The following is an 18429-nucleotide window of genomic DNA, read 5'->3' as shown; positions in this document are numbered from 1 at the left end:
GAGCCTCCTTAATCCCACGCGGTAACCGGCGTGGTCACAACGGGTTTTGCGTCAATTTCCGGCAGTACCACCCAGACGCCCGCAGGCAATACCGGCCCCGGTTCCGCCAGTGTGGGGTTGAGCCGCCACAGTGCTTCTTCGACGGCATCGTCACAGCGACCCAGTTCGCGGTACAGCAACAGGTTCACCGAATCACCGGCCAGACTTCGAACTCTACGCATGGATGAACTCCGACAGGTCTACTGCCCAACTGACGACCATCGCCGTGCCGTCATCGATGATCATGCTCTGGGTTTCCGTCACCGTGTTGATTCGCCAAAGCCCCCAGCTGCGTCCGATGCCATCCACCAACGGCACCGGTTTTCGCTGTTCCTGTAGCGTGCGCAGCTCATTGAGCCGGTCCATGGCCACCGCGTACATCGACGTCCCCGTAATCCTCAATGTCTGGGCCTTTTGCCCGGTCTGACTGGATTTCGGCTTGCCGGTCACAATGTCCAGCTCCACCCAGCCTCCGTCCGAGCTGTGCACGATGCCGCTGTACGCGAAGTGACGGGACAGGCCGAAAATGAAACTGCCCAATGCCATTTGCTGGCGCATTACAGACCTCCATCGGTCAGGGCCGCACCTCGTCGAGTGGCGAGGGCGTTAGTGGTTATCAGGGGGACAAATTCACCGTGGAACTGCGTCTGCAGTTGCTGCGCCACGATTGTTCGGATGTGCTCGGAGTTATCCGCCCCCGTGCAGGTGACCTGGATGGACGGTGAATAATTGATCTGCTGTGTTTGTGTCTGTGTCGAGGCGCTGGTCAGGTCTTTGCTGACTTGATCAGGGGCACCGAGCTGGTCGGAAGGTGTGGCCAGTTTTTCGCCCAGCCAGGATCCGGCGATGCCGCCGAGAAAGCCGCCGATGGCCGTGCCCACGCCTGGAAATATCATCGTACCGAGCGCTGCGCCCGCATAAGAACCGGCCACCATCCCGGCAGAGGACGCGACGGCTTTGGTGTCTCCAGTGGCGACACCTTGTGCGATATCGACCCCGGCGCTGAGCAAGTTCAGCCCTGGTGCTCTTTTAGGGAGGAAGGAGCCGACCTTGGCGGCTTTGCCGAGCAACGGGCTGGCCGGACTGGAGCCAGCAAATTGCACCAGACGCTGAGCTGGAGCTGGAGCTGGAGCTGGAGCCAGAGTTTGAGCCTGAGCCAGAATCGGGGCCACCGCCGGTCTATCGACCCGAGGCTGCACAGTGACATCAAATTGCGATTGACCCTTCGGATTGCCCTGCCCCTTGGCTTTGTCCGGTTTTGCGTTCCTGCGTTTCTTGCGTGCCTGATCACCCGTGTAACCCAGGCTGCTTTCCGTCCTCTTTTTCGGTGGAGGAGGCTTGTTGTCCTGGTCGGCGCCGCGATTGTCCTCGCCGATCAGATCCCCCAGGCCCCAGGGCAGGCGTGGCGCCGTTCGCTTCAGGATTTTCTTGGCAACGTTGGTCAACGCTTCGGTGGCGACGGCGGCACCCACGACGGACGCGATGGAAGAGAGCGTGACCGCAACAGCCGCCAGCCCTGTGGCAATTACGGGATGTTGCTCGGCAACCGAACTGAGCTTGTCGACCTGAGCAGAAAGAGACGTCAGCGGGCCGGACATGTCTGGCGTTACTGCGCGCCCCAGGCGACTGAGACTCGCATCCAGCACGTCCCTGCCGGGTGTCGAATTGCGCCCTTCGTCTTTGACGGTCTGCCCTGTCGAGCCATTGCTTTCGACCGTTGACGTCGCAGTGGCGGCTTTATCGGACGCGTCCTTGCGCACAACGGGGTTCTGAGGCGTGGCGGCGATTGCAGCCGTCCGCTCGGGCGCCGTCACCGCCACCACACCGGCCTCGCCACTGCTGCGCAGAGTGGAGCGCAGGCCTGCCCCATCGACATTCAGGTTGGGGGCGCCCAATTGATCGGGCGTTTCAGTCGCCGCCATGCCATCGAGGTTCGATGGCGATGGGCTGTCAGCGGCAGGTCCCACTCCGAGCCGTTTGAATGCCGAGCGTGCTGAAGACACTACCGCTGTCAGCGACGTCAGCGCTTCACCCAGCTTGTTCTGCCCTGCCGTCAGTAAGCGTATGTCCAGGCTGACCGTGTTCAGTGCCTGGTTGAGCTGCGCCAGCGGGGCGATGAAACCGGCCAGCCCGAGGGTTGCTGACCCGCCGCCCATTGCCGGCGACCCCATGCTATTGATCGCCGCACTGGCCAGCGAATATTGACTGTCTGCCATCCCGCTCTACTCCTGTTTCACGCCAAGGCGAGTGATCGCGATGTCGTAGCGGCGCAATGCCTTGCCGACGTCCCACTCCAGAATGTCCGCTTCACTTACCGGGTAAATGAGCGGCACCACATCGAGGATTACTTCGATGTCGCGCTCCGAAAGAAGGCCGCCGGTTTGTTTAAAAAATCATCGATGCGTACCTGAAGCTGTGTCCAGTCGGGCACGGTCAGCAGGGCCAGATCGGGAATCATCAGCCCGGTGCAATGGGCGGTGATGAACTCGGCGCGTTCCTTGGGCGTCTTGAGTTTTTTCATCGCTTTGGTCGCGCGCAGCACCGGCATTTCCAGAGTCAGCGTGGTGAGGGTTCGACCCGCCACGGCGAGCGGTTGCAACAAGGTCACGTCGTCGGGATCGGCCGACGGTGGTTCACCCTCGTCCGCTTGCTCAAGGAAATGCGACGTCGGCAACGTCGACATCTCGTGCACGTATTGCGCGATGCTCACGTAGTCCGGGCGCTTGAGTTGATCGAGTTCCTTGACCGACAGGCCGGTGGCCAGCAGCGCCAGTTCGAAGAACTGATCGTCCTCATCGTCGCCGGCACGGGTCAGGGCTTCTTTCTGTGCGGCGTAGTACAACGGTTTGAGCTGAATCTGCTCGATCGACGACTGATCGTCGGCCGCGATCGGCGACAACAAGGCGTGAACAGGAGGTGTCCAGGACATGAAATGAATTCCTTGGTGAATCATGAGACGAGCAAACCTTGTGGGAGCGAACCGGGGTGGGCTCGCTCCCACAGGTTCAAGGGATCAGCACTGCGCGGCGGGCGTCGCCGAGAATGTCGACGCCGTTGAGCACGAACTTCTGGGTGCGCACGTCGATGTCGATCACCGGGATGCCGTTTTCCAGACGGTTGTAGGTGCGGCAGGAGAGCTCAAGCGTGGTGGTCGGTTTGTCATTCATTTTGAGCGCCGTCTCGGCCAGGGACTTCAACTTGCCGCCGACGGTGTGGTAGGTGAACCAGGTGTTGCCATCCTGATCCTGACCGGCCTCACGGACGTTCAGCAAAATGTCGTCGCCCAGTTTCACACCCAGGGCGAGCATGACTTCTGCGCCCACGCCTTGCAGCTTGAGCGTGGCGGTGAGGGCTTTGCCGCTCTTGGCCATTTCCTCGCCGATGAAGCGCCCGCCGGTCATGTTCTCCATCTCGAACTCGATCTTCGGCGGGGTGAACTCTTCCACCGTCGCCGACAACGGCAGGCCTTGCAGGGTGGCCGCGATGGCCTGTCTTACGCGGTTGGTAAACATTAGAGAACGTCCTCCAGGAACTGCTCGATGATTTCATCGCGGGCATTGAGTTGATAAACCATGTGTTCGTTCGGCGCGTAGCGGCCGTAGTCGATGACCACGTACCAGGTGCCGTTCTTGTACTTCTCGACGCTGTTCAATTCCGGGTGCAGGTACACGCTGCCGCCTGGAATGGTTTCGTCGGCGACCAGGGTTTGCAGCCAGTCATTGATGCGCTTGACCTCCTGGTCCATGAACGACTTGGTCAGGTTCTTGGCCATGGCTTTCTGGCCGGCCTTGACCAGCTTGCGGCTGATCGCATCTTCGAGGCCGACGTAGCTGATGAACTTGCCGGTGATCGAGCGGTTACCCAGCAGCGAGAAGCCGCCGAGGATGGTGCGGGCGTAGTAGCTGATGCCGTAGCGGTTGAGCAGATCGCCCTCGGTGGAGGTGTCGAGGATGTTGTATTCCACGACCCGCGAAACGTCCTCGGCAAAGGTCACCTGATTGCCCGGGCTTTCCCATTGCTTGACCTTGGCCAGCGCTGCGATGGCTAGGCTCGACGGCGACAGGAACACGTTTTTCTTGGCGGCCTTGGAGTACACCGACGGCATGTTGTGCACCAGCAGGCAGCGGTCGAAACCCAGCTCCGCGCCGCCCAGTTCCTGGCTGTAAGTCACTTGGTCGGCGACCGCGGCGTCCTTGCCGTCGAGCACCACACGGGCCTTGATGCGCTTGCCGAAAGACGCGAACTCACCGGCCACGGCTTTGGTGCTGGTGAAGCCCGGCGCGCCGATGATGGTCAGGTCCTCAGGCACGCTGCCCAACGCCGCGAGGCCGAGCTTGCGACCGGTCAGCGGATCGATGCCGCCGATGACGTTATTCAGCGTGTCCGCCGGGGTCGCGCCCTCTTCGACGATGACCACGTAGACCGGCACCTTGACCACTTTCAGGATCTGGAAGACCGCGTGATACAGCGTGCCCGCCTCGGTGCCCGTCGGATCGAGCAGCGCCTGGGTGGTGAAGCTGTTGATGCGAAACGGCGCATTGCGTGGAATCAACGGATCCGCCTTCGGCGCGGTGCCGATCAGACCGATGACGTTGTCGCCCAGGCCACCCATGGCCTCGGGGGATTCGGTGGCATTGACGGTAATGCCGTTGTGCTCGAAGTTCAGAACCTCAGCCATGGTTATTCAGCCTTCTTGGCAGCGGCCTTCTTGGCCGGGGTGGAGGATGCGGCCGACTCGGCAACCGCGGTATTTTTCAGCTCCAGACGACCAGCGCTGCGCAACGCACTGGCCTCCACATCGAGCAGTTGCAATTCCTGGCCGATGCTCGACCAGTGACCACCCCCGGTGGGGAATGGGAGGAGCACGGTGTACGTTTGGCGTTCTGCCATTTCTGTTTCTCCTTGAACGAAAAAGCCCCTTGGGGAAGGGGCTGTCGGGTGTTGTATTGCGGGAAAGAAAACGCCCCGGCGGTGCGGGGCGTTAATCGGAAGTAATGAAGGTTTCCAGAGGGGGATCATCAAATCCCTGAGACACAAGCCAGGCAGCCGCCAAGGCTTCATTGGGGCTGGTCGGCCATTCGCTGTCCTGCGGTGCCTGCCCAACGACATCGACACGATTCAGCTCGACGCCGTAGATTTTCCAGAACTTGAGATCTGCAATCTCGCGTTCATTGGCGATCTCCAGGTCCAACGCGTTCTGCAAAGTGGAAATCATGTTTGCGCTGAATTGCGTCAACAGCGTTTTCTTCTTGGCGGCCTTACTCTTCAAAGCGCGTACGGTCGCTGCCTCATCGACGATCCAGTGATCGTCCTGCCATTTGTCGAAACGGGTCTCCGGAGCTTCAAGCGTAAAACCTTCAGGCAAGTCGCCCAACCGCTCCCAGACTTGAGACTCTCCGGTCTCGGTGCTGTAGACCCGCAATCCGCGGTGGTCCGCAACCAGCTTCCAGTCCTCGCCTGCCAACTTGACGGCCGCGTGACCAGCCTGCGCTGCAGGTGGCTCACATTGATAGGCATGCGCGGGAATCAACCAGGTAAAAGGTTCCAATGGGCTGGGGTCCGCCACTCCTATGCCGATGAACTCTCCAGTAATGGGGTGCACATTGCAGATGGTCGGTGGCGTGACCTCATCAGCGAGCCACCAGGACACCTCGCCTTTCGAGGCAATGCGTTCGTCTGACATTCTCAAAAACTCCAATAGGGATCTGATCAATATTTAATGCAGGCGAGATACGCCGTGTTGAGTGGCCGGGCTTCAGTGCCACCGGAACTGGCAATAGTGATCGCGTGAGTGTGATCTCCGTTTGAGCTGGTGGTGGTTCCTGCTGACCCGTACCAAGGCTCGTCACCCCACACAGCATTGCCTTCGGTACCTGGCCCCCGATCCAGATTGATCCAGACACCGTGTGTATGGGCGCCGGCGACCGCCGCACTGGCGGTATGCACGTGGGCGGCGTTCTGACTCGCCTGGACACTACCGAAAACGCGACCCGGGTCGACGTTTCGCCCGTCATCGAATCCTCGATCGAAATGAGCCCGGGAATCCGGCAAATTGAACGTGGTTGCACCATCCCCCACGCCGTAATAAGTGCCTATTCTGGCGAACAGTGCGGCATAGGTCGTGCGCGATACCGCCGCCCCATTGCGCTTCAAAAAGCCGGCAGGCGGCGTGACCATTGCAAAGTGCGTGACCTCGCCAACCCGGTCCCCCGCGACACCCAATGCAAATGCCTCGACCTGTGCTTTGGTGTAAACATCGGTCAATCCGTAACCCGCCACGGTTGTGGGGTTGTCACCCGCAGTAGCACGGCCATATTTATCAACCGTCAGACTCTTGTAAGTCCCCGCCTGAATCCCCGTCCTACCCGCCAGCATTTCAAAGCTCAGCGCCGTAGTGCCCAGCGTGATCGGACCATTCGTGACCAGGTGCCAAAGCGAATCGCCGTTCGCCGTGCCCTCTTCAACCATCACGCTCAGACCCGGCGTCACCTTGGCGCTGGTGTTCGAGTCAACCGAACGCACCCAGTCACCATTGGCAGCAACGTAAATGCCGTTATCCTTCGCCGCCGTTTGCGCCGCCACCAGCACCCGCTGACCCGCCACCACCGCGACACCATCAATCTGCTGCGCTCCGCTTAGTACGATGTTCCCGGTGGAGACCACGCGCACCGACTGTTTGCCATCCAGCTTCGCCAGTTCATCGGCGAGATACCCCATCACCCAGGCCCGTGTCGCCTTGACCACGGTGTCGTCGATCAGCAGCGTGACGTTCGACGCATTGCTGGTCTCGAAAATCGAGCGAATGTAGAACTCTTTCCCCGAGCCCGACGTCGCCAGCACCGGCTTGAACGACTCCGGGTATTTGACGATGGCGTACAAAATCCCGGTGTCAGTCCAGAGCCCCGCTTCGCGCACATACCAACCGCCCTCTTCTGGCGGGATGGTCACTTCGGCCAACAACCAGCTCGGATTCTTCTCGTCCTGGAACAGCGCATTCAGTGGCCCGCGCCACACTTCTCGTTTAAGCGCAGTGGCGGTCGCCGCCGGGTTGTAGACCGTGCCGCCGCCGTCACCGACCGAAATCTGTGACAACTTGATCGGCACGCCCGCCGCCTTGCAGGCGGTTTCGTAGGCAATCCCTGCATTCGTGAGCAGGGTGTAATAGTCAGCCATTCAGGCCCCCTGAGGATAAATAGTGGATGTTTCAACGGCGTAGATCCCGGCAGCCATGAAGGCCTGACCCGAGGCTTCGAGCCCTTCGATGACAATCGGATACACCGTGGTGAGTTCGCCGCACACCGTCGCCGCGCCGATGACGTGACTGCCGAATGCGCTCAACCCAACGGACACCGACAGGATGTCGCGTTCGCTTTTGGCGTCCGCCAGGCGTCGGTCGAGACGGGCGTCGATTTCTTCGCTGTAGGGTTGCTCGGTAAACGCCCTGACGGAAAAGCTGTAGGGCTGGCCCGGTGGCGTCTGCTCGTACCAGGCCCGCACTTCAGGCATCAAGCGCAATCCTTTCGCGGCGTTTTCCAGCGCCAGTCGCGTCCCGGCCTGCCGCGCCGTGGGCCAGGCGAGTTCGACCGTCAGGCGCTTTTCCGCCTCGGCCGCCTCGGAGCTCCATTCACTGACACCTCGATCGGCGGCGAGATACGGCAGAAACGCCAAGGGCGTCACCGTCGGGTTCATCAGCTCGGGAAACGGCGGCGTGATGCGATCAAGCAACGTGCCGAAACCGAGGTCCAGGGCTTTTTCCAGCGCTGAGCTGTTGGACGGCAACAGGCTCGGACGAGGTTTTGGGTCACTCATAGCGTGAGCACCTCGACCTCGACCCCCGTGCACCAAGGCGCTTCGAAGGCGGTCGTGACAATCGGTTCGACCGGTTCGAGAATCTCGAGCTGAACCGCGCCAGCGTTGTGCAGCGTGTAGTCGATCCAGCTCGGGTCGACCCGCCCTTCCAGCCGATGACAACTCTGGGCATACGCTTGCAGTTGCTGTTGTGCGGCGACCTTGGTCAGCCCCGAATCAGGGCCGGCGTTGATCCTCGCGACGACGCGGATTTTGTAGTTCTTGATGTGGGCGCCCTGCACCGTGACCCGATCCGTTTCCGGTCGCACATCAGGTCGGGCGAAGTGTTCGCGCACACCTTCGAGCAGTTCCTCTGACGCGGTGCCATCGCCTTCCCGTGCCAGCACCGTGACCATCACCTCGCCCGGTGCCGTGCGACGTCCGTTGCCATCCTTGACCTGCGCCGCATGGCCGTCCGGATCGAAGGTGTACGTGACCGTCACCTCGCCCGCCGCCGCGCTTTCCACCTTCACCGCAGGACGCTCGCCGAGGGTGAACACCTCGCGGCGATACTGCATGCGCGAACCGGCGGCCGGTGCGTGCGGCGCCAGGTAGTAACGCAACCGGGCGTCATCGTCGCTTTCATACACGGGCGCTACCGGCGGGTACGCTGCCGGATCGCCCGGGTCGAGCAACTGACGCTCAAGGCCCATGTCCGCGAGACGGGCATCCAGATTGCTGCCGGTCGCCCACCAGGCCAGCATCTGCTTGATGCGGGCGTTGTATTTCCGTTCGTGGATTTGCAGGCGCACACAAAACGCCTCAAGCGCCAGGGTCAGTAACTCGCTTTCGTTTTCAAGACTGGCCTTGAGTTTCGCCGCCGTCTCGGGAGACCGGGCGCCGACGTACTCGACGACAAACGTCTTGAACTCGGCGAGCAGGTCTTCGAACGCGTCGACGGTGACGATCGACGGTTCGGCCAACTGGTTCTGGCCAGGGATCAACATGCTCATGTCACCACCTCGAAGGTCTGGTTGCGGTTTTTCCAGATGCCGGCGAATCGCAACACCAGCCCGGCGCCTCGCCGGCCGGCGACAATGACCTGCGGCTGAAAATCACCGATGCCGTTCTGTTCGTTGTAGAACGCCTGCGCCGCATGACTCTGGGCAAGGATCAGCAGGTCGTCGCCAAGGTTGCGGCCGAGCAGATCCGGGATCAGCGAGCCATACAAAGGACGCTTCTGACGGGTGCCCAACGGCGTGGTCAGCGCCCGGGTGGCGCGCTGCACGAATTGCGGCCAGTCGTCGACCGCCGCCCCGGTGTTTCTATCGATTCCGATCATGGGAAACTCTTTATGCGGTACTGATGACGCGTCCCTGGTGATCCACCACCGGGCCGCTCAGGTGCACACCGGAAGCGTCGAGTCGCAAGCCGACCGCGCCCAGTTGCAGTTCGATGGCCTCAGGCGTAATCGCAAGCCTCGCCGGGCCGAGATTCAACTCGAGCGCTTCGCGAGAGCCACTGAACGCCGCCGGGCCGTTCTTCCAGTGCAAGACGTGACGGGCATCGTCGTAACCGCTTTCAGTGCCATCCAGATAGAGGCGACGCGTCAGCGACGCCTGTGTCGAAGCGGGTGGAAACTGATTGCCGTTAAGCCCGAACAACGCCACGGACTGAGCGCCGCCCTCGCCGCCGCCATGGTTCAGCAGCAGGCATTGCTCGCCGACCGAGGGGATCCGCGACTCGCTTTGCGCCCCGGCGCTGGGGTTGAAAAAACGGATGGCCGGGCTCAGTAACTCACCATGACTGACCCGGCACGTGTTACTGGCCGCATCGACTTCCTGGCACACGCCGATGCGACACAAGCTGTCGGTTCGCCGGTGCAAGTCTTCAAGTTCAGCCTCCATCTCGGCCAGGCGCTCGATGATGGGGCCGAGCTGCTGACGTAAAAGCGCATCGAACATGGCTCAGCCCTCGAGTGCGGTGTATTGGTCCGGGTCGTCGATGTTCGAGACTTCCCAGGTTTTGGCGAATTTCGGGATGCCCAGCGGGTCGTCCAGCAGTAATGCGCCGAGGTAAATCGTCTGGGTGAAGGAAAGGGTCCAGGCGAGGTACTCCTGCGAACCGCTGATGAGCGTCGACGGCAAGGCATCGATGTTCACGGGCAAATCGCATTGGCTACCTGGCAGCCCCCATCGGTTATCCGTCACCCATCCCTTGAGGACGGCTGCCAGATCGCAAGCGGCCAACCCAGGGTTATCCAGCGTTGGGGAAACAACGATTTGCAGCGAGAACGTCAGGACATGAGCGATGCGTCCGTCCTGTGCGCGCTCGCCGCTTGCATTGCGTTCGAGGGCGATCAGGATCCACGCCTGATCGAACGTGCCGTCGAAGTCCTGACGAGCTCCGACGTTCAAACCCGGGTCAGCCGAGCGCAGCGCTTCGGCAATGGCAAACAACAGCCGCGACGGCTTATCGATGTCGAGGGACATAGGGGGTTTCCAGTTCAAAGATTGAAGCGTTCGGCTGCGCGGGGGATGCAGCGTGTCGGCGTTGCCAGAACGGCAACGGGGATTGGTTTTATTGATCCGGGCGGGAATCACGCGGCGGTACTTCGCACACGCCGATCCGCTTGGCTGCCCAGCGCTCATAAAGGCCGATGGCGACGTCGGCGCCGGCCATTGCCGTGAGGCAACCGAACGCGCCAGCCGCCCAGATCGACATGCCGGCGGCGTACAGCAGCATGATGGCCGAGACCCCGCAGATCATGCACGCCCCGGAACGCAAGGCCAGGCGCCGCAGCAATGACCAGCCCCGGGCGCCCTCCTTGTCGGCACGCCACATTTCGCCAGACACCCCGCCCATCACGGCGAGCACGATGACCAGCCAGATCGGCATGTCCAGCAACGCTTGTTGCTCGTTTGTCATGTCACGCCTCCTGCGGGGTGATTGATGAGTGATGTGCTTTCTACTGGCAAGCACATCCAGCCCTGCGAAGGCCGAGCTGGATGCAGTCGCTGCTTTATTTGAGCAACGCAGTGGCGCATAGCGCCCTGCGGCTCAGACAGCCCAGGTCCAGATATCAAAGGTTTTGAAGGAAGAGCCATCGATCAGGCGGATTGGACGGTAGGTCGGCTTGTACCCGAATCGAGCCCAGACAGGCGTCTCTTTCACGACGGAAAAGCCGCCATTCGGTTGCAGTCGCAGCACGACGCCGGAATGACCCGCTGTGCCGGAGTTCCACAAAGGCACATCGTTGGCGGCATACACAACGAAGTTGCCATCCGCCTGCATGACGGCTTTGACCGCCCCCTTGTTCTGCGTATAGCTGGCCCAGCGAACGCTCCAGTTCGGACCGTAGACCACTACGTTCCCGTCACCCTGGAAAATCAGCGCGCTATCACCGGAAAAATACGGCATGCCCCTGGCAAGCTCGGCGGGACCACTGATGACCACCGAAGCGTTAGAACCGGCAATCGGCGGAATCGACGGGGTGCCGCTCCAGATTGCCTGAGAGTCAACCAGCACGATGTTGCCGTCGTCCTGCAGAATCAGGTGGGTCCGGTTCCACTGATCTTCACTGGTAAACGTGCTGTTGTTCGACAACCAGGCACGCGCTCGGGCCGGGTCATAAAGAAAGGCGCCGTACTGAATGAAGAATTGCGTCGCCTCATTGTTACGCAAGGGAATGGTTGAACTGTAAGGCTGAGCCTCGTTAGCGACCCATGCCACCGCGCCGTTATCCAGCAGCACCAAATTACCGTCAGCCTGAAGCAATAGCTTGAACCGGCCATTTGGGGACAGAAGGAACTGACCCGGCGTCATGGTTTGGTAGGCTGGGAGAATCGAGGTGCCGCTGCCTTGAAATGGAATACGTGTGCGTCCTGCCATGTTGTTCACCTATTGAGTCGAATGATTTTGTGCGCTGAATTGCGCGTTCATGTCGCTCAACGGCGATCGCTCAAGGCTCGCGGCCTTCACATGATTCAATGTTCCGCATCGGGAGCATTTGATCTGGAGCTCGGTGTACTCACCCACCCGGGCGAGCAGTCGTTTGCACTGTCCACATCTGTAATCTTTCAACATCGAGAGGCCTCCTGGCTTCTGTCGAATCCTTTCTGTCGTTGAGGTTTATAAGCCTCGTACGAGGTAGGCATTTCAAAAAGCCCGGCGCTGCCGCAATGTTGTTCACTTAAGAGTGTCTTGAATCAAAGGAAACTTGTGGCGAGGGAGCTTGCTCCCGCTTGAGTGCGTAGCACTCACAAAACTCGGCAATAGTTGTCAGATTTTTGGGGCCGCTACGCAGCCCAGCGCGAGCAAGCTCGCTCGCCACAAAGGTATGCACGATCCAAGAGCGCGCTTAAGTGAACAGCATTGCGGCGCTAACCGGGCTTTTCAGTAATGCGATCCTTCGCGTTGACCTTTCGGCGCTACTGGCGCGGTACGGGTCCATTCAGATTGTTTTTCCGACCGCGGTCCCTGCCCGCCGGATAACTGCTTCTGGTGCTTTACGCTGCACACCCGGGTCAGTTGCCAACCCTCTGAACCGTTGAGGCCGGTTCATCGCTGCCTTTGTGGTGGAACTAAAGAACTTCGTTTCGAGCTGCTTTGTTGAGCGGCTTGAGACAAAGAATATGCATGGATGCATATACAGTCAATGCACAAATGCATTTATTTATGCGCTTTAAATGCATTTACGCATGAAAGCCCCACAGACAAAGGCGTTGACGGTTTTCAGCAGGCGAAAAAAAACCCGCGCAGTGGCGGGTTTTATCTGACAGCGATGAGGTTAACGGGCGTACATGCCCCACCAGAAGACGTGGCCGAGGATGACAATCTGTTCTTCCTGGATCTCCTGGAAGGTGTAGTCCTCGTCCGGATGCTCATCGCGATTGAAGCTGCGCAGGCGAATTCCCGTCGGCAGGCGATAAAGCTGTTTAACCCGCAACTGGCCGTTATGGTTGATGGCATACAGGTCGCCATCGACGATGTCGCCAATCCCGCATTTGCCGGCATTGACCCCCACGGTGGCGCCGTCGCGCAGTACCGGCAACATACTGTTGCCACGCACCGTCACGCATTTGGCCTGGTCGAACTGCACACCGTTGTGGCGCAGGCTGCGTTTGCCGAAGCGCAGGCTAGAGCGCTCGCTTTCTTCGATGACGAATCTTCCTGATCCAGCAGCCAATTCAACCTCGCGAAGAAAGGGGACGGACACCTCGTCGTCATCGACGGGCGTATCGTCATCCCACAGGCTTATGTCCTTGAGTTCCGAATGCAGTTCATCGCGACTGGAATTGACGGTAGGCGCGACATCCGCACGGCCCCGCAACTGGTCGGTGCTCACGGCGAAGTATTCGGCGATCTTCGAAATGTGTTTGTCCGAAGGATCGACGATCTTCCCGCTGAGGATGCGCGAGAGAGTGGATTGAGGCACGCCCGTGCGACGGTGAAGCTCCGTGGGGGAGATCCCGTGCTGATCGAGCAGCGCTCTTAATACGGTAGAAACATTGCGTTTTTGCATAACGCGCATAGTGCTTGATCTTTTTTTCGTAGGCAAATGCAGAATTGCATAAACAGCGCATAAATTGTGTATGGACGGCAGACAGGTATCCCGCCGCTTTCATGCCTGCGTCGGGTGGACCGCCCATGTTAACCTTGCGCCCATCGCGGAAAAGCCGGGCCGATGTCCCTCCTTTGCCCTACACCTTTCAACGAATTTGCCTGATATCCGATGAATAAAGCACTCACCGATCTGTCCTCTCACACGCCAATGATGCAGCAGTACTGGCGCCTGAAGAACCAGCACCCCGACCAGCTTATGTTCTACCGCATGGGTGACTTCTACGAGATCTTCTATGAAGACGCGAAGAAGGCCGCCAAGTTGCTGGACATCACCCTGACCGCCCGTGGGCAGTCGGCCGGTCAGGCGATTCCGATGTGCGGGATTCCTTACCATGCCGCGGAAGGTTACCTGGCGAAACTGGTGAAGCTTGGCGAATCGGTGGTGATCTGTGAGCAGGTCGGCGATCCGGCGACCAGCAAGGGGCCAGTGGATCGCCAGGTGGTGCGGATCATCACGCCGGGTACGGTCAGTGATGAAGCGCTGCTGGATGAGCGTCGGGATAACCTGATCGCGGCGGTACTGGGTGACGAGCGCCTGTTCGGACTGGCAGTGCTGGACATCACCAGCGGCAACTTCACTGTGCTGGAGATCAAGGGCTGGGAAAACCTGCTGGCGGAACTGGAGCGGGTCAATCCGGTGGAGCTGATGATCCCGGATGACTGGCCGAAGGATTTGCCGGCGGAAAAACGCCGTGGGGTACGTCGCCGTGCGCCGTGGGATTTCGAGCGTGACTCGGCGCTGAAAAGTCTCTGCCAGCAATTCTCGACCCAGGACCTGAAAGGTTTCGGTTGCGAGAACCTGACCCTGGCCATCGGCGCCGCCGGTTGCCTGCTCAGCTACGCCAAGGAAACCCAGCGCACCGCCCTGCCCCATTTGCGCAGCCTGCGGCATGAACGCCTGGACGACACCGTGGTGCTGGATGGCGCGAGCCGCCGCAACCTGGAACTCGATACCAACCTCGCCGGTGGTCGCGACAATACGCTGCAATCGGTGGTTGATCGCTGCCAGACCGCGATGGGCAGTCGCCTGCTGACCCGCTGGTTGAACCGGCCGTTGCGCGACCTGAAGGTTTTGCTGTCACGCCAGACCTCGATCACTTGCCTGCTCGACGGCTACCGTTTCGAAAAGCTGCAACCGCAGCTCAAGGAAATCGGTGACATCGAGCGGATTCTGGCGCGGATCGGTCTGCGTAACGCCCGTCCTCGCGACCTCGCTCGTCTGCGCGATGCACTCGGTGCACTGCCTGAGTTGCAAGTGGCGATGACCGAGCTGGAAGCGCCGCACATCATTCAACTGGCCAAGACCACCAGCACCTACCCGGAACTGGCGGCACTGCTGGAAAAAGCCATCATCGACAACCCGCCTGCGGTGATCCGCGATGGCGGCGTGTTGAAAACCGGTTACGACAGCGAGCTCGACGACCTGCAATCGCTGAGCGAAAACGCCGGACAGTTCCTGATCGATCTGGAAGCACGCGAAAAGGCCCGCACCGGCCTGTCGCACCTGAAAGTCGGTTACAACCGCATTCACGGTTACTTCATCGAGTTGCCGAGCAAGCAGGCCGAATCGGCGCCGGCCGACTACATTCGTCGCCAGACGCTGAAGGGCGCAGAGCGTTTTATCACGCCGGAACTCAAGGCGTTCGAGGACAAGGCACTGTCGGCCAAGAGCCGCGCCCTGGCTCGCGAAAAGATGCTTTACGAAGCGCTGCTCGAAGACCTGATCGCCCAGTTGCCACCGCTGCAAGACACCGCCGCGGCATTGGCCGAACTGGATGTACTGAGCAACCTCGCCGAACGCGCATTGAATCTCGATCTGAATTGCCCGCGCTTCGTCGACGAGCCCTGCATGCGCATCAGCCAGGGCCGTCACCCGGTGGTCGAGCAAGTGCTGACCACGCCGTTCGTGGCCAACGACCTGAGCCTCGACGACAATACCCGCATGCTGGTGATCACCGGTCCGAACATGGGCGGTAAATCCACCTACATGCGCCAGACCGCACTGATCGTGTTGCTGGCACACATCGGCAGTTTCGTGCCGGCGGCCAGTTGCGAACTGTCGCTGGTGGACCGCATCTTCACCCGGATCGGTTCCAGCGATGACCTGGCCGGTGGACGTTCGACCTTCATGGTCGAAATGAGCGAAACCGCCAACATTCTGCACAATGCCACCGAGCGCAGCCTGGTGCTGATGGACGAAGTCGGTCGCGGCACCAGCACCTTCGACGGTCTTTCCCTGGCGTGGGCTGCGGCCGAACGCCTGGCGCACCTGCGGGCTTACACGCTGTTCGCCACCCACTACTTCGAACTGACGGTGCTACCGGAAGCGCAACCGCTGGTGGCCAACGTGCACCTCAATGCCACCGAGCACAACGAGCGCATCGTGTTCCTGCACCATGTGCTGCCCGGGCCTGCCAGCCAGAGCTATGGCCTGGCCGTTGCGCAGCTGGCCGGCGTGCCGAGTGAAGTGATCGTGCGCGCTCGCGAGCACCTGGGTCGCCTGGAAGCCACCGCGCTGCCCCATGAAGTGCCCAAGGCTGCCAAAGGCAAAACGGCCGCGCCGCAACAGAGCGACATGTTCGCCAGCCTGCCCCATCCGGTGCTCGATGAACTGGCCAAACTGGATCTGGATGACCTGACGCCGCGTCGCGCGCTCGAAATGCTCTATACACTAAAGACACGGATCTAACGCACTTGCCTGCAAGCTGTTAGAATCTCGCGCGGTTTGGGATGCTGCAGGCCAATAGCCTGGCCTGCAGACTATCGCTCCCAAACCTGGCGACCCCAACGTGAAGGGGCTCCGCTGCCGCCGCCTGAGGAGAAAATTAGAAATGACCTTCGTCGTCACCGACAACTGCATCAAGTGCAAGTACACCGACTGCGTAGAAGTCTGTCCGGTGGACTGCTTTTACGAAGGCCCGAACTTCCTGGTGATTCACCCGGATGAGTGCATCGACTGCGCACTGTGCGAACCAGAATGCCCTGCCGTGGCCATCTTCTCTGAAGATGAAGTCCCGGAAGAGATGCAGGAATTCATTCAGCTGAACGTTGAGCTGGCCGAAATCTGGCCCAACATCACCGAGAAGAAAGAATCGCTGCCCGATGCCGAAGAGTGGGATGGCGTCAAAGGCAAGATCAAAGATCTCGAACGCTGATTTCCCCCGCGTTCCCGAAAAGGCCCCTTGCGGGCCTTTTTTGCTTTTCTGCAGGCAAAAAAAGGGGCGGTTTGACCCGCCCACATTTTTTCCCTATTCCCTGTGTTCCTTTTCATCGTCCTGATGAATCGCGTCCTGCAATGTCCTTTCCCCTCATCCTTGAAGGGCGTGTCTGTCCGTCGACACAGCACCGATACTAGAGGGTTAATGGCGTAACGCAATCGGGACCCGCGGCGAAAAAAACGTGGCCGTGTAGCGTTAACGTTGACCAACACCCCGTTAAATCGGGGAGGCAGGTCTCATACCCGCCTCCCTTGGGCACTTTGGCCGGGTGTAAACACAACGAACACTTACGGAAGAGTAAGCCAAGACCTACAACGCTTTAGGAAGGTCACCAACCGTTATGCTCTATCGCTTACACGCCTCCATACCTACATCAATGGAATCGTATAGCTCACGATCAGACGATTCTGATCCTGATCGCGAGCGATATCGCTTCGGGCCATGCCGTTACGCCAGCCAAACCCCACATTTTTCAGTGCGCCACTCTGAATCACATAGTCCAGCGAGATATCGCGCTCCCATTCGCTGGCATCATTGCCGCTGACAGTCTTGATATTGTCGCCTTTGAGGTACATCACGGACGCCTTCAACCCAGGAACGCCCAGCGCGGAAAAGTCATATGCGTATTGTGCGAATGCGGTGCGCTCACCGGCCTGGATGAATGTTTGAATGGTACGGTCGGTATAGAGATAAAGACTCGCGCCGCCTTCACCTTTGCCCACCAGCCCACCCTGATTCAGCTGTGCAAAGTTGCTGTCGTCGGAAACGCTTTGATAGCCCGCGGTAATCGCATGCCCGCCCAATGAATAAATGAACGCCGCGCTCCAGGTATCGTTGTCGATTTCACCACTACGGTCTTTGCTGTAGCCGCCCATTTTATAGCCACCGGCGCGACCGGCCACGGTGCTGTTTTTACCGTCGGAGGTGGTCTTGAAATAACGCAAGTCGGTTTTCAATGAACCGTATTCGTCCAGGGGCAAAACATGCAGTAACCCAACGAAGTGCTGATTGTAATAGTCTTCAAGATTGGCGTAGTAATACTGGGCGGTCAGATCCTTGGTCAGTTTGTAGTCGCCACCGGCAAAGCTGAATTTATTACTTTCCTGAGTGGCGCCCGCAACGGCCAGCCCCGCGCGATCACTGGAAGCACGCCCGGTGGCGTGCTCCAGTTGACCGGCGGTGAGGGTCAGATTGTCGATTTCATTGCTAGTGACTTGTCCGCCTTCAAAAGTTTGAGGCAGGAGACGCCCGTCGTTGGAAACCAGAATGGGCAACTTGGGCTGCAAGGTCCCGTAGCGCAGTTCGGTTTTGGAGAAACGCATCTTGGCCGTCGCGCCCATACGGCTCCATTGATCTGCCGCTTTGTCGCCATCGTTGGGAAACATTGACCCGCCGACATGGCGCCCCGCGCCGCTGTCGAGCTTCAAACCCAGCAGGCCTATGGCGTCCAGACCGAATCCCACGGTTCCATCGGTAAATCCGGATTGATAATTGAGCATGAAGGCTTGCCCCCACTCTTCGGTCTTCGAAGGAGCGGCGGCACCGTCGCGGTTATCGTTGTTGAAATAGAAGTTACGCAAATTCAAGTTGGCTTTGCTGTCTTTGATAAATTCAGCACTCGCCAACGGACTCATGGCAACACCCAGAACGCCGGTCAAACAACTCAGTACTTTTAACGTGGTTTTCATCAGGACGAACTCCAGCGCGGAACTCTGTTCCGGGTCTATTAAAATGGCAGCAGGAAGCACCCCGCCAATCA

The 18429-nt window shown here is 59.7% G+C and carries 20 protein-coding genes and 1 pseudogene; 2 read left to right on the top strand and 19 right to left on the bottom strand.

Annotation, left to right across the window (positions count from 1 at the left end; all coding sequences use genetic code 11):
* Positions 1 to 8 precede the first annotated feature (8 nt).
* The 18 genes and pseudogenes from B723_RS11605 to B723_RS11525 all read right to left on the bottom strand — a co-directional run bounded on the left by B723_RS11605 (position 9) and on the right by B723_RS11525 (position 13351).
* Positions 9 to 221, bottom strand: coding sequence for a tail protein X (locus B723_RS11605; protein ID WP_017336753.1), 213 nt, complete (start codon positions 219 to 221; stop codon positions 9 to 11).
* Complete coding sequence (locus tag B723_RS11600) at positions 214 to 597, bottom strand: phage tail protein (protein ID WP_017336752.1); 384 nt, start codon at positions 595 to 597, stop codon at positions 214 to 216. The genes B723_RS11605 and B723_RS11600 overlap by 8 nt, the downstream gene beginning before the upstream one ends.
* Positions 597 to 2255 (bottom strand): hypothetical protein, encoded by a 1659-nt coding sequence (locus tag B723_RS11595; RefSeq protein ID WP_017336751.1) that lies wholly within the window; start codon positions 2253 to 2255, stop codon positions 597 to 599. The genes B723_RS11600 and B723_RS11595 overlap by 1 nt, the downstream gene beginning before the upstream one ends.
* A gap of 128 nt (positions 2256 to 2383) precedes the next feature.
* Complete coding sequence (locus B723_RS11590; RefSeq protein WP_017336749.1) at positions 2384 to 2968, bottom strand: phage tail assembly protein; 585 nt, start codon at positions 2966 to 2968, stop codon at positions 2384 to 2386.
* A 76-nt stretch (positions 2969 to 3044) separates the two neighbouring features.
* Positions 3045 to 3551 (bottom strand): phage major tail tube protein, encoded by a 507-nt coding sequence (locus B723_RS11585; protein ID WP_017336748.1) that lies wholly within the window; start codon positions 3549 to 3551, stop codon positions 3045 to 3047.
* Positions 3551 to 4717: a tail protein gene (locus tag B723_RS11580; RefSeq protein ID WP_017336747.1), complete on the bottom strand. Its 1167-nt coding sequence runs from the start codon at positions 4715 to 4717 to the stop codon at positions 3551 to 3553. The genes B723_RS11585 and B723_RS11580 overlap by 1 nt, the downstream gene beginning before the upstream one ends.
* Before the next feature lie 2 nt (positions 4718 to 4719).
* Positions 4720 to 4929 carry a hypothetical protein gene (locus tag B723_RS11575; RefSeq protein WP_017336746.1) on the bottom strand — a complete coding sequence of 70 codons (210 nt, stop codon included), beginning with the start codon at positions 4927 to 4929 and terminating at the stop codon, positions 4720 to 4722.
* A gap of 91 nt (positions 4930 to 5020) precedes the next feature.
* Positions 5021 to 5722 carry a tail fiber assembly protein gene (locus B723_RS11570; protein WP_017336745.1) on the bottom strand — a complete coding sequence of 234 codons (702 nt, stop codon included), beginning with the start codon at positions 5720 to 5722 and terminating at the stop codon, positions 5021 to 5023.
* A 278-nt stretch (positions 5723 to 6000) separates the two neighbouring features.
* Positions 6001 to 7212: pseudogene (locus tag B723_RS11565) on the bottom strand (phage tail protein); the annotation flags it as partial.
* Positions 7213 to 7848, bottom strand: a complete 636-nt coding sequence (locus tag B723_RS11560) for a phage tail protein I (protein ID WP_017336743.1) — start codon at positions 7846 to 7848, stop codon at positions 7213 to 7215.
* Positions 7845 to 8840: a baseplate J/gp47 family protein gene (locus B723_RS11555; RefSeq protein WP_017336742.1), complete on the bottom strand. Its 996-nt coding sequence runs from the start codon at positions 8838 to 8840 to the stop codon at positions 7845 to 7847. The genes B723_RS11560 and B723_RS11555 overlap by 4 nt, the downstream gene beginning before the upstream one ends.
* Positions 8837 to 9169 (bottom strand): phage baseplate protein, encoded by a 333-nt coding sequence (locus B723_RS11550; RefSeq protein WP_017336741.1) that lies wholly within the window; start codon positions 9167 to 9169, stop codon positions 8837 to 8839. Before B723_RS11550 ends, B723_RS11555 begins: the two co-directional genes overlap by 4 nt.
* Positions 9170 to 9179: 10 nt before the next feature.
* Positions 9180 to 9791, bottom strand: a complete 612-nt coding sequence (locus B723_RS11545; RefSeq protein WP_017336740.1) for a phage baseplate assembly protein V — start codon at positions 9789 to 9791, stop codon at positions 9180 to 9182.
* 3 nt (positions 9792 to 9794) lie between these two features.
* Entirely contained in the window at positions 9795 to 10319 is a 525-nt protein-coding gene (locus B723_RS11540) for a hypothetical protein (protein ID WP_017336739.1), read from the bottom strand.
* 88 nt (positions 10320 to 10407) lie between these two features.
* Positions 10408 to 10755 (bottom strand): phage holin family protein, encoded by a 348-nt coding sequence (locus B723_RS11535; RefSeq protein WP_017336738.1) that lies wholly within the window; start codon positions 10753 to 10755, stop codon positions 10408 to 10410.
* 132 nt (positions 10756 to 10887) lie between these two features.
* Entirely contained in the window at positions 10888 to 11718 is an 831-nt protein-coding gene (locus B723_RS11530) for a putidacin L1 family lectin-like bacteriocin (RefSeq protein WP_017336737.1), read from the bottom strand.
* A 9-nt stretch (positions 11719 to 11727) separates the two neighbouring features.
* Positions 11728 to 11913 (bottom strand): Com family DNA-binding transcriptional regulator, encoded by a 186-nt coding sequence (locus tag B723_RS32145; protein WP_080995116.1) that lies wholly within the window; start codon positions 11911 to 11913, stop codon positions 11728 to 11730.
* Positions 11914 to 12616: 703 nt separating this feature from the next.
* Complete coding sequence (locus B723_RS11525) at positions 12617 to 13351, bottom strand: LexA family transcriptional regulator (protein ID WP_031318438.1); 735 nt, start codon at positions 13349 to 13351, stop codon at positions 12617 to 12619.
* A 210-nt stretch (positions 13352 to 13561) separates the two neighbouring features.
* Between B723_RS11525 and mutS the strand changes: the two genes are divergently transcribed.
* Positions 13562 to 16141, top strand: a complete 2580-nt coding sequence (mutS, locus tag B723_RS11520) for a DNA mismatch repair protein MutS (RefSeq protein WP_017336734.1) — start codon at positions 13562 to 13564, stop codon at positions 16139 to 16141.
* A gap of 142 nt (positions 16142 to 16283) precedes the next feature.
* Positions 16284 to 16607 (top strand): ferredoxin FdxA, encoded by a 324-nt coding sequence (gene fdxA, locus B723_RS11515; RefSeq protein WP_007908827.1) that lies wholly within the window; start codon positions 16284 to 16286, stop codon positions 16605 to 16607.
* A gap of 431 nt (positions 16608 to 17038) precedes the next feature.
* Here fdxA and B723_RS11510 read toward each other — a convergent pair whose 3' ends face one another.
* Positions 17039 to 18358, bottom strand: a complete 1320-nt coding sequence (locus B723_RS11510) for an OprD family porin (protein WP_017336733.1) — start codon at positions 18356 to 18358, stop codon at positions 17039 to 17041.
* Between the last annotated feature and the right edge of the window lie 71 nt (positions 18359 to 18429).

Source organism: Pseudomonas fluorescens NCIMB 11764, assembly GCF_000293885.2.
In the GTDB taxonomy this organism is placed as follows: domain Bacteria; phylum Pseudomonadota; class Gammaproteobacteria; order Pseudomonadales; family Pseudomonadaceae; genus Aquipseudomonas; species Aquipseudomonas fluorescens_B.
This window is presented reverse-complemented; position numbering and strand designations above follow the sequence as displayed.